Below are 11,627 nucleotides of genomic sequence, written 5' to 3' on the forward strand. Positions count from 1 at the left end.
GGTAAGCATGTACTCAGGCTACGAAAGACGAACGGCGGGCGATATTGGCCCATGGGGCCGATTGCGGGCCGATTGCGGGCCGGCGCTCAGGCCCGCTGGCCTGCAACCATCCCCATCCGGTCGGCAATCCGCACCAGCGCGGGCAGCGAATCCACCTCCAGCTTCTGCATGACGTGGGCCCGATGCACCTTGATGGTCTTCTCCACCGTGCCAAGCTGGCTGGCCACCTGCTTGTTGCGGATGCCTGTGACGATCCAGCCCAGCACTTCGCGCTCACGCGGCGTCAGGCGGCTGATCTTCTGCTGCAACTCGCGCAACTCACGCATCTGCGCATGCTGCCGTTGCGCACACGCACTCCCTTTTTCCACCGCCGCCAAAAGTTGCGTGTCGGATACCGGCTTCTGCAAAAATTCGATGGCGCCGGCCTGCATGGCAAGCACGGCACGTGGCACATCGGCATGCCCGGTGAGGATGATGACGGGAATCCTGCGATGCAGCGCCTCCTGCACGGCAATGCCGTCCATGTCCGGCATCTGCAGGTCCAGCACGGCGCACCCCGGCACGTTCTCCAGGTCAGCTTCCGCGATGAACTGCCGCGCCGACGCGAACGGGGAAGTAGGATAGCCATGCGCGCCCAGCACGCGGCACAGTGCCCGCCGCACGCTGTCGTCGTCATCCACGATGTACACCAGTGATTTCATGAGTGGCATAGCGCTGCCTCCCGGATGGAAGAAGTCGTTTCCCCAGACACCCTTGCCGATGGCTCGATGGGCAGCAGGCACTCGAAGGTCATGCCGCGGTCGCTGTTGCGGATGGCCACGACACGTCCGCCGTTGCGTGCCATGAGCGCACGGCTGAAAGACAGGCCCAGCCCCAGCCCCTTAGGCTTGGATGAGTAGAACGGCCGGAAGATGGCATCGAGATCGGCATCGGCCACACCGCAGCCGTTGTCGCGTACCGATACGCGGATCGTGTCATCCTGCCGCCTGGCGGTCACCGACACTTCGTGCGCGACACCCGGCGGTGCAACGCCAACCGCGTCCAGGGCATTGGTCAGCAGGTTGAACAGCACCAGCTCGATTTCCATCGGGTCGCCCACTACACGCGGCAGCCGTGAATCACAGATGCCCTGCACGATGGCAACGCCCGACGCCTTGTCCTTGCGCGCCAGCTCCACCGCACGCGCCATCACCGGAACGATCTCGAACGGCACGGCGCGTGGCGCCTCGCCGCGAATTAGCGCACGCACGCCGCGCACGATATCGCCCGCGCGGGAGGCGTCGCTGACGATATCGTCGAGAATTTCGCGGATTTCACCGTGATCGGCCAGGCCCGACGCGAGGTATTCCCGCGCGGCCTGCGCATTGCTGGTGATCGCGGTCAGCGGCTGGTTCAGTTCATGGGCAAGCGATCCGGCCAGTTCGGCCATGCCGGGCCGATGCGCGATGTGGGCAAACGGCCCCCCACCGGCCACATCCGACAGCCGACGAGAGTCGGCGCGCTGCCGGCGTTGGCCCTGCTGCGCCGCCACGGCAACGGCAGCCACAGCCCCCAGTATCAGTGCCGGTAACCACATCATGGCGCAAAGCCCATGCTCAAACCCCTGGCAAATAGGCACAGGAGCCCTCGGGACGACGGCATGCAGCACGACACCACGGCGCGGCCGGGCAAGCCGGCACGGCAGTGCGCATCGCGATAAGGCGTCCCTGAGCGCTTACCCCTATGCGGTGACAGTCAAGCTATCCAAGTCGATCAAGTCTGTTGCTTCTGCTTGTTTGAGTACTTGTGCCATAACACGTTAGGTCGGCGCTCTGCGTATTGCAATCTTTACTTCTCTGCCTCCTGCCATCCGGCTCCATACGGAAAGTTTTTTATCCGCTCACTTCATTCATGGCCCCGCCGCCGATGCCCGCATGCCTGGCTCTGGCTGCAACAGTTCAGGGGCGACCTTTGTCCAGCCTGCCACCGGATCGAACGATGACATTGCCGCTGCGCGTGCCGCGCTGTCGCGGCCGAGGTCGCGCTCGAAGACCTGGCCGTCGTGGCTGACCATGAAACTTTTGATGCCGGTTTCCCCATAACGGGCCGGCCACGCGATGACCGCGAAGCCGCCGAACAGCCTGCCGTTGACGAGATAGGGGTAGGCGCCCCCCGGTGCGGCGGCGCCCTGCGACGTCAGCAGTCGATAGCGGTAGCCGTGATAGCCATCCGTTGGTGACTGGTGCTTCACAGCATCGACGAAAGCCGACCCCAACGGACTCGGCGCTTCGCCCGGACGTGTCGGCCAGTAGAGGCCATCCTTCTTTCCCGGACTGCTGACGAGCTTGCGCGCGTACACCGTCATCGGACTGCCTTCCGGGTTGCTCGACGCATAGTCGCGTTGCGCGTCGCAAATTGCGAGCATGGTCTGGATGGTCGATAGCTCGTTGCGCCCGATGCGCCGCAGACGGATTTCGGTCATGCCAGCCTGTGCATCGAAATGCCAGCGGCTGTTGGCGCGTACCAGCGGAATCGGCAGCGTCCAGCCGTCACGTCCCACCGTGATGCGCGCACGGTTCTCGCCGTCGGGGGCAACGCCATGCGATTGGCTCCACGCGGCGAGAAAGCGATATCGCAGGTCCGCGCCCACGGGTGGGATCAACCGCCTTGCCGACTGGCCCAGCAGCGCCTGCATGGCCACATCGTCACTGGTGGCCACCGCATCGCCAAATGCCTGCATCGCGGCCTCGGGGGTATCGAACGCCTTCTGCGCGCGGGCATCGGCCACCCCGGCGCATGACGCGACGACGACGGCCACGCCCGCGAGATGGTGCCAGGTGGGAAGCGTGGTTCGCATCGTCAGAAAACGCATGGGATTCGCCTTCCGTTGGTCATCGTGACTCATCGCCGGCCCCCTCGGCCACCGCCGCCGCCGCGCCCGCCGCCGAAGCCGCCACCGCCGCGTCCACCACCACCACTGAAGCCACCACCGTGACCGCCGCCAAAGTTTGACGAACCGGCACTTGCGCGCCCTCGGTCAAAGTCCCGCTGTGCGGCACCCCCGCCGCCGCCAACACCCTGGAACGCGTTATCGCGTCCGCCGCCGGCACTGCGGTCTCCCGCGCTGGGACGATCCCCGGCGCGATTGCCTCCCCGGTCTCCTGTGCGATCCCCTGTGCGATCCCCGGACCGATCTCCCGAGCGATCCGCAACGCGGTCCCCTCCCCGATCCCCTGCCCGGTCGCCGGCCCGATCTCCGCCTCGGTCACCGCCTCGATCCCCAGCGCGGTCCCCACCCCGATCCCCCGCGCCGTCGCGCCCTCGGAAGTCATTGCGGCGATCCGCCCCTGCGGCGTTGTTGCCGAACTTCTCGCGTGTGGCGTTATCGCGGTATGCCACGCCCTTGCGATGCCCCGCGTCGTGCTTCCACTTGTTGCCGCCCTCCACCTTGGTCCGATCGAAATTGCGGTCGATATTGGTGGCACGGTTCACGTCGATGTTCACATCGCCGCCGCCCCAATTGCAGTTCCCGAAGATTGCGCCGGCAGCGGCCAGCCCCACGCCCCACGCAAAGCCCGTCATCAATGCAGCGCCCGGGTAGTACGCCGGATACGGTGGCCAGTAGTACGGCGGATACGACGGATAGCCCCAACTGCCGTACACCACCGTAGGGTTGTAGGCCGGCACGTAGATCACTTCCGGGTTCGAAGGCTGGATCACGATGGTCTGCGTCGTGGCGCCCTGCGCGGCGGGTTGCACCGTCACGTTCTGCTGCTCGTTCGATTTCAGGTTGCCCGATGCCTGGGCCTTCGCGCGCAGTCGCTGCACCGCTGCGAGCACATCCTTTTCCTGTGCCAGGAAGGCATCGCCCAGTTTCTGCGTCCAGTCGAGCTTGTCGTTCAGCGGCTCCAGCACCTGCGGAAACGCCACCAGCGATTTCACGCTGACATCCCACGGCTGGTCTTGCACAGCCTTGACGGCCGCATCGCCCTTCAGTTTCGCGTTGGCCTTCTGCCAGCGCGCGGCCTGCACGATTTCCAGCGGATAGGTCGAAGCCATCAGCACCTGCGACAGCACGGAATCGGGATACAGCGCGATGGGCGCCACAAGTGCTTCCAGCTCCTCGGGCTTGAAAGCCGGGGCGGATGGGGTCGTAGTGGAGGTCTGCGCAGACTGCGGCGGTGCCGTTTGCGCATGCGCATGGCCGACGCCGGCCAGCAGCCACGCCAGGCCGCACGCCAGCACTGCGGCAACAGCCGTAGGCCAGGCCTGCCGTGGATACCGCGCGCCGCCAGCCGTCATGGCGTTCCTCCCCAGGAATCGCGCACCGCCATGCAGATCCTGCAACCGGTGCCGTGCAGAACATATAGATGGCAGTGCCGAGAGCGGCAATGGACCCTTGGTCCAATAGGGCGTTTCGATACCCGGCGTTCAGCCGGTCAGGGAGGGGAGAGGGTCCGCGGCAGTTTCCAGCCGGTTGCCGCCCAGCGACTTCGCCCGATACAACGCGCGGTCAGCGGCGGCCAGGCCTTCGGAGAGGGTCGGCACGTCTTGGTCGTACTGGGCCAGTCCGATACTGACGGTGGCGAGAATCCCGGCGCTGTCGCTGCGATGGGAAGCCGTCGCAGCAAACCGTGCGGCCACGGCTTCGCCCAACGCCCGAGCACGGCGTGCGTTGCCGCCGCACAGCAGCGCGGCAAACTCCTCCCCACCGATGCGGGCCAGCAACGTATCCGACCCCAGCACATCGCGCGCGGTTTCCGCGAAAGACTTCAAGACCTCGTCCCCACGCTGGTGGCCGTGCCGGTCGTTGATCGACTTGAAATGGTCGAGGTCGAAGGCGAGCACCGCGACGGGTCCGCGTCCGCGCGCACCGTCGAGTTCGCGCGCGCCTTGCTCGAAGAACCAGCGGCGATTGCCGAGGCGCGTCAGGTAATCCGTCTGCGACTCGCGCAATAACTGCCCGTGCGTTTCATCGCGGATCAGCTTCAGCAGCGTCATCGGCAGGATGACCGAATACAGCACGCCTTCGTAGATGGTGATCTTGCTGGAGAGCGCGAGGATGCCGGGATAGTCGGCGACGAACCATGGCAGCACCAGCGCGCGGCCCGCGTACAGAACGGCGTGCAAGCTCGTCACCGCCACGACGATGTGCTGCGCGCGTGACTTCAGCGTGCGGCACCGATGCATTTCCCACGCCGTCATGGCGGCGATGGCGGCAATCGGCAAGGCGCTCACATGCGCCCAGATCACGTCGAGCCACTGTGATCCCCAGACCGCCCAGATACCGGCCATGCCGGCCAGCAAGGCAAGCGATCCCTTGCGATGCTGCCGCCCGCTCAGTGCGGCCACGCCGGCCAGCACCAGCAGGTAGCCGCTCAGAATGATCAGGTTGCTCAGGGCGGAGCCGAGCGCGCCGGGCAGTTCGCGGCGGAACAGGACTGCCGTGCAGCCCACGGCAAGCGTGGCAAAGCCGGACGCCAGGATGCGCAGTTCGCGGCTGCGCGTGGGGTGGGTCCGGAACTCCCAGAACATCATGCCGGCGCTGGCCAGCAGTGTGCCAATGGCTAGGAAATAAAGAGTGGCGAGATCGACAGGCATCCAGATGACAAAACAGTGCGCCGATACATCACGGCGGCCAGCCGCATTCTACGTGGGAAACCGGGTGGTTTTCGCGTATCTCGGGCGGTTGCTGCCTTGCCGGGCGCACTCCGCAGGAAGAGATAGCATGGCTAACGGCCGTTCTGCCCCACTCATGAGGGGCAACTTGCGAGGGGAGACGTATCAGGTGCCTGTCTAGACGCCTGCCGCGCGCAAACCGAGCAGCAGCACGACCATCACGGCCAAGCCGAGCGAGAGCGCCTGCCAGAACCGCAGCGGATGGCGTTCGATCAGTGGGGGCGTCAGGCGTTGCAGCGCATCGCGCCCCGGCGCACGCAGGGCCTCGACGAACTCGGACAGCGCCTCGTGCCGTTGCGCGGCATTGGGATGCAGCGCGCGGCGTAGTACGCCGTCCACCCACTGCGGCAGGTCGGCACGCCGCTCGCGCAGCGGCACGTAACGCAGCCGCCGCAGATCGGCCCGGCTGCGCACCTGCGTCACCTGCAATCCGTAAGGGAGTTGTCCGGTCAGCATCTGGTAGGCCAGCACGGCCAGCGAGTAGAGATCGGACGCCGGCGTGCCACCCTCGCCCAAAAAGTACTCGGGCGCCGCGTACTGCAGCGTGCCCACCGGCATGATGGCCAGCGGATGGCGCGTGCCCTCTGCCAGCCCCGCTACATGAACGGTGGCGAAATCCATGATCCTGGCCGTGCCGGCGCGATCAATGATGACGTTCTCCGAACGCAGGTCCTGATGCAGCATCTCGCGCCGATGAAACGCGCGCAGCCCTGCCGCGATCTGATTGACGATGGCACGCACCTCGTCCAGGGCGGGCGCGCGATGGTCGATCATCCACTGCGCCAGCGTCTGCCCCTCCACGTATTCCATCGCCACGTAGAGGTAGCGGCGCGGCCGTTCCACGGTATGGGGGCGCAGTACGTGCTGGCTGTCGATGCGTCGCGCCACCCATTCTTCAAGCAGGAATCCGTCGAGATGCGCGGCATCGTCATGGCGATCCACAGCAGGGGTCTTCAATGCCACGTAGCGGCCATTGTCATCATCCACCGCGAGATACACATGGCTGCGCGCGCTGGTGTGGATCTCCCTGACGATGGTGTAACCCTCGAACTGCATGCGCGGGGTCAGCGGCGGCGGCAACGCCAGCCGCTCGCCATGCGCAAGCACGCCGGGCGCGTCGAGGTCCGGCAGGTCATCGATGCGCGCGATCTGCAGTGTGACGTTGTCCTGGCTGCCGCGTTCGATGGCCGTATCCACCAGCATGCGCGCTGCCGCGTCCAGATCCTCGCCATGAGTGCCCAGCGCACGATGCACATCGGCGGCGTCGAGGTGTTCGTAGGCGCCATCGGTGGCCAGCAGGTAGATCTCGCCCGGCTCCACCTCCCAACTGCGGTAGTCGATTTCGATGGCAGGCCCGGCGCCCAGCGCGCGGCTCAGGTACGACTCGGCGGACGACACCCGCACGCGATGATCGTCCGTGAGTTGTTCGAGCCGCTGGGGGTGCAGGCGATAGATGCGCGCATCGCCCAAGTGCAGCACATGGGCCTCGCGCGCCTTGAAGATCAGCGCGCTGAACGTGCAGACGTAGCCACGATCCGCATCGAAGCGCGCGTCGCTGCGGATCGTCTGCGCGTAGAGCCATGCGTTGACCGCAGCCAGCACGCGTTGCGCCGCGCGCCGCACCGTCCACGCCTCGGACGTGCAGTAATAATCCTCGAGGAACGTCCGCACGGCCGCGGCGCTGGCCACCTGGCTCACCGCGCTGGAACTGATGCCATCGGCCAGCGCCAGCACGATGCCCTTGGTCATGCGCTGCTGCCCGGCCGGCTGCGTCACGCCATGGAAATCCTGGTTGACCGCTTTCCGACCTGCATCGGAATGCTGGCCGACGGTGATCGAAAGCGTGCCGCGCATGCGAGGACGATCAGCGGGAGTTCAGCCGGAATCTCAGCCGATCACGCGCTTGGGGGCCGTCTTGTAGTGCGTGCTGTACAGTGTGGCGCCCACGAAGGTCAGACCGCCCACAAGGTTGCCGAGCACGGTGGGGATCTCGTTCCAGATCATGTAGTCCATGATCGTGAAGTTGCCGCCCAGCATCAGGCCCGACGGGAACAGGAACATGTTCACGATGGAATGCTCGAAGCCCATGTAGAAGAACAGCGTGATCGGCATCCACATGCCAATGACCTTGCCCGACACCGACGTCGACATCATTGCAGCTACTACGCCCGTGGACACCATCCAGTTGCACATCACGGCGCGGATGAACAGCGTCAGCATGCCGGCGGCGCCGTGTGCGGCGTAGCCCAGCGTACGGCCCTCGCCGATATGGCCGATCTTCTGGCCCACCGCGTTAGGGGCTTCGGAGAAGCCGAAGGTGAAGATGATGGCCATGAACAGGGCCACGGTGATCGCGCCGCCAAGATTGCCGAGGAAGACGAGCGACCAGTTGCGCAGCACGCCGCCCCAAGTGGCGCCCGCACGACGATCGAGCACGGCCAGCGGCGCGAGCGTGAACACGCCCGTCAGCAGATCGAATCCCATCAGGTACAGCATGCAGAAGCCCACCGGAAACAGCAGCGCGCCGACCAGTGCATTGCCGGTATTGACGGTGATGGTCACCGCGAACGCGGCGGACAGGGCAAGAATGGCACCAGCCATGTACGCGCGGATCAGCGTATCGCGCGTGGACATCAGCAACTTCGACTCTCCGGCATCGACCATCTTGGTCACGAACTCGGCGGGGGCGAGATAGGCCATGGAATTTCCTCGTTTTCTCGTTGGCGGACAGGCATTCGGGCAAGGCAAAAAAAAAACGACGCCCCTCTCCCCACGGTGGCTCACCGCGCGGGACAGGACGTCGTCATCCTTGACCACTTGATTTTGTCTGTTGCGTCGCACGAACCGTGCCCATGGCAGAACCGGGCAATGCCTGCAGGGCGGCAAACCCTCGCCCCCGTTGCGGTGCACAATCGGCCCGATTTTGGTGCGCACGCGGGTCACGCCGCACGCGCAGCGTCAATCGTGGTGCGCTCAAGCCGCGAACTTCAGTCAGGCCCCCCGGGCAACGGTGGTAGCGCGATGTCCGGCAGTGCCAGTGTGGCTTCCGCCACATCGGCCAGGCGCCGGTTGTTATCCATCGCCGCCTTCTGCAGCGTGCGAAAGGCTTCGTCCTCGCTCATCCCGGTACGCGCCATCAGCGCTGTCTTGGCACGCTCGATCACCTTGCGCTCCTTGAGCGCGCGCCGCGCGGCATCGAGTTCCACTTCGGTACGTGTGAGGCGTGCGGCCTGCTTCTGCAGCAGTCCCTTGAGTGATGCCACCGTCGCGGAGTCCGCACTGCCCGATGCGTCGCTGGGCATGCCGGGCAACACGGGTGCGGCGTCGGGATGTCCGGCCGCGTCGAAGAACAACTCCACCGCATGCGTGTGCGGCGGCGGGTTGTCGAGCAAGCGCCGCAGCAAACCCGCCGAATCCTGCAGATCGGCCTGCGACGACTCGATCTCGGCCTCGCACGCGGCGCGCAGCTCCTGCACCAGTTGCATCTGCAGCCGCCACATGCCGGCAATCACCTGACTGCAGACCTCGAACCATCGCTCACTGCGCTCGGCGTCGAGCGCAGCACCCGATGTCGCCGTCAGCAGCACGTGCCGCAACTGTTCGAGGTCGGCCACGGCAGGGCCGCGCGACTGGCCCTGCCAGGCTGCCAGCAGCGGCGGATCGGCAAACTGCTCCATCACGCGGAAGCTGCGGCGCTGCGCCTCGAGCAGATGCAGCACGCGCTGTTGCTGAATCTCCGTGCAGGTGCCCGAGGCAAACATCTGCGCCCCCACGGCACGCTCCTGCCCGGCGGCTTCCTTGCCCTGTAGCAGATAGACAAATGCCACCAGCGGTCGAGAGATGCCGGGGTACATCGCCACATCGGCCAGATGAAAAATCAGTTCGAGCAATGCGGCGATCAGGCGGCTGAACACCGCCACGGCATCGAGCGCGCTGGCCTGGCACTGGCCGATGCTGGCGCGCAGGCCGGCAAGCGTAGCCAAATCCAGTTGCACCCAGGCCATCAACGTCACCATCGAGGCGCTGCCCTTGTGCGACGCATCGAGCTGACTGGCAAAGCGCTCGCCCAGCCGCTGTTCGATTCGGATCGACTCCGCCATGGCTGCCTCGCGTTCCATCGCCATCCGCTGTCCGCCCGACGCGAGGAACACACTGCTTGCCCCACGCTCGCGCTGCAGCGTGTGAATCAACTGGCCGATCAGGTCCGCCAGCTCCACCCGGCTCGCCATCAGGCGCACGGCCTCGATTTCAAGCTGCTTGGCGTGGAGAACGAGTTGAGACGCGGATAAGGCCATCGAAGCGGTGTGGCGAAGTTGCGGGGGTGATGTCTTTCTGCAAGCTCTGTGCCACGGCCACAACAGCATCAATCGATATTGCGACTCATTATCATTTAGAACTACAATGTCGCTCTTTCCGTTGCGCTGCCTGTCCGCTGCATGCCCACCGCCGAGCGCCCGCTCACCGACGAAATCCATACGCTATATGCCGACCATCATGGCTGGCTGAAGGGATGGTTGCGCCGGCGTGTCGGCAGTGCGGGTGACGCGGCGGACCTGGCACATGACACGTTCCTTCGGCTGCTTTCGCGCGAAACGCCAGTAGCGGCGCGCGAGCCGCGTGCCTTCCTCGCCACCGTGGCGCGCGGCATCGTCAGCAACTTCTATCGCCGCCAGCAACTGGAAGCCGCCTACCTCGAAGCCCTGGCTGCCCTGCCCGAAGCCGAAGCGCCCGATCCCGAGACGCGCGCACTGATTCTGGAAGCGCTGATCGAGATCGATCGCCGCCTATCCTCGCTGCCTGCTGCCGTGCGCCGCGCCTTCTTGCTGTTCCAGATCGATGGCATGCCGCAAGCCGAGATCGCCGCCGAGTTGTCGATATCGATTGCCACCGTGCAGCGCCATATCGTCAAGGCGCTGCACCTGTGCTGCTTCGCTGCCTGAAGCGTCCACCGCCTCCCATCGCCACACTCGCACTCGCCCCCGCATGATCCAGACCGCGCTCCCCGCTTCGCCGCATCCGCCCATTGCCACCGCCATCACGATGCGTGCAACGGCGTGGATGGTCGCGCTGATGGGACCCGAGGTGACCGCGCACACGCAAGCGGCCTGCGCGCGATGGCGCGCCGAACATCCCGATCATGAACGCGCATGGCAGCACCTGCATACGTTCTCCGCCGCGCTTGGCAATGTGCCGGCTTCCGTGGCGCATTCGACGCTGGGCCGTCCGCCGTCGAATCCTGGCCGTCGCCGCGCCATGACGCTGGCACTGGCCACGCTCGCCTGCACCGGCGCGTGGCAGCTTCAACGTGCGATGCCGATGGAAACCTGGGGCGCCGATCATGTGACCGGCATCGGCGAACGTCGCCAGGTTCGGCTGGACGATGGCACCGTCGTCGATCTCGACACCGGTACGGCCATCGCCATCGATTTCAGTGCCACGCAGCGTCTTGTCACGCTACGTGCCGGCGCGATTGCGATCGACACCGCTGCAGATCCGAGCCATCGACCGTTCCGCGTGGCCACTGCACAGGGCATGTTGCGCGCGCTCGGTACGCGCTTCACCGTGCGGCAGGAAGACCGCATGACCGCCGTGAGCGTGCAGCAAGGCGCGGTGGAAGTGCGGCCCGCCGATGCGCCCGATATCGTCACCGTGCTGCAGGCGGGGCAACGCACGCGCTTCACGCGCCTGCATATCGATGCGCTCGACGTGGCAGACACCACTGACATCTCCTGGACGCAGGGCATGCTGGCCGTCTACGACATGCGGCTCGACACCTTCCTGGCCGAGTTGTCGCGCTACCGGCGTGGCCGGCTCGCCTGCAACGAGGCGGCAGCGGGACTGCGCATCTCCGGCGTGTTCCCGCTCGACGACACCGACCGCGTTATCACCGCGCTGCCGCACCTGCTGCCTGTGGATATCCAGATGTGGACGCGCTACTGGGTGGTTGTGCGCGGCTGATCCAGCTATCG

The 11,627-nt window shown here is 65.8% G+C and carries 10 protein-coding genes; 2 read left to right on the forward strand and 8 right to left on the reverse strand.

Translation table 11 applies throughout. From position 1 onward, the window contains the following. Window positions 1–86: 86 nt before the first annotated feature. From GA566_RS23905 to GA566_RS23940, 8 genes are all read right to left on the reverse strand, one after another. On the reverse strand, window positions 87–710 hold the full coding sequence (locus GA566_RS23905; RefSeq protein WP_137928102.1) for a response regulator transcription factor: 624 nt from the start codon (window positions 708–710) through the stop codon (window positions 87–89). After that, complete coding sequence (locus tag GA566_RS23910) at window positions 698–1,579, reverse strand: sensor histidine kinase (RefSeq protein WP_160474214.1); 882 nt, start codon at window positions 1,577–1,579, stop codon at window positions 698–700. The genes GA566_RS23905 and GA566_RS23910 overlap by 13 nt, the downstream gene beginning before the upstream one ends. A gap of 309 nt (window positions 1,580–1,888) precedes the next feature. After that, a complete protein-coding gene (locus tag GA566_RS23915; RefSeq protein WP_237380612.1) occupies window positions 1,889–2,851 on the reverse strand; it encodes a DUF2950 domain-containing protein in 963 nt (320 codons plus the stop codon). A 29-nt stretch (window positions 2,852–2,880) separates the two neighbouring features. Next, complete coding sequence (locus tag GA566_RS23920) at window positions 2,881–4,281, reverse strand: DUF3300 domain-containing protein (RefSeq protein ID WP_160474215.1); 1,401 nt, start codon at window positions 4,279–4,281, stop codon at window positions 2,881–2,883. A gap of 129 nt (window positions 4,282–4,410) precedes the next feature. Further along, window positions 4,411–5,580, reverse strand: coding sequence for a diguanylate cyclase (locus GA566_RS23925; RefSeq protein ID WP_160474216.1), 1,170 nt, complete (start codon window positions 5,578–5,580; stop codon window positions 4,411–4,413). 195 nt (window positions 5,581–5,775) lie between these two features. Then, a complete protein-coding gene (locus tag GA566_RS23930; protein ID WP_160474217.1) occupies window positions 5,776–7,512 on the reverse strand; it encodes a bifunctional protein-serine/threonine kinase/phosphatase in 1,737 nt (578 codons plus the stop codon). Window positions 7,513–7,545: 33 nt separating this feature from the next. After that, complete coding sequence (locus GA566_RS23935; protein WP_137926457.1) at window positions 7,546–8,358, reverse strand: formate/nitrite transporter family protein; 813 nt, start codon at window positions 8,356–8,358, stop codon at window positions 7,546–7,548. A gap of 287 nt (window positions 8,359–8,645) precedes the next feature. Continuing rightward, the gene (locus tag GA566_RS23940) at window positions 8,646–9,953 is read right to left on the reverse strand and encodes a nitrate- and nitrite sensing domain-containing protein (RefSeq protein ID WP_160474218.1); all 1,308 of its coding nucleotides are present in this window, start codon (window positions 9,951–9,953) and stop codon (window positions 8,646–8,648) included. 141 nt (window positions 9,954–10,094) lie between these two features. Here GA566_RS23940 and GA566_RS23945 point away from each other — a divergent pair, with 141 nt between their 5' ends. Both GA566_RS23945 and GA566_RS23950 read left to right on the forward strand, forming a co-directional pair. Then, window positions 10,095–10,598 (forward strand): sigma-70 family RNA polymerase sigma factor, encoded by a 504-nt coding sequence (locus GA566_RS23945; protein ID WP_137926459.1) that lies wholly within the window; start codon window positions 10,095–10,097, stop codon window positions 10,596–10,598. Window positions 10,599–10,641: 43 nt separating this feature from the next. Continuing rightward, on the forward strand, window positions 10,642–11,616 hold the full coding sequence (locus GA566_RS23950; RefSeq protein WP_160474219.1) for a FecR domain-containing protein: 975 nt from the start codon (window positions 10,642–10,644) through the stop codon (window positions 11,614–11,616). Window positions 11,617–11,627: the final 11 nt, after the last annotated feature.

It is taken from the genome of Cupriavidus sp. SW-Y-13, assembly GCF_009793345.1.
GTDB lineage: Bacteria > Pseudomonadota > Gammaproteobacteria > Burkholderiales > Burkholderiaceae > Cupriavidus.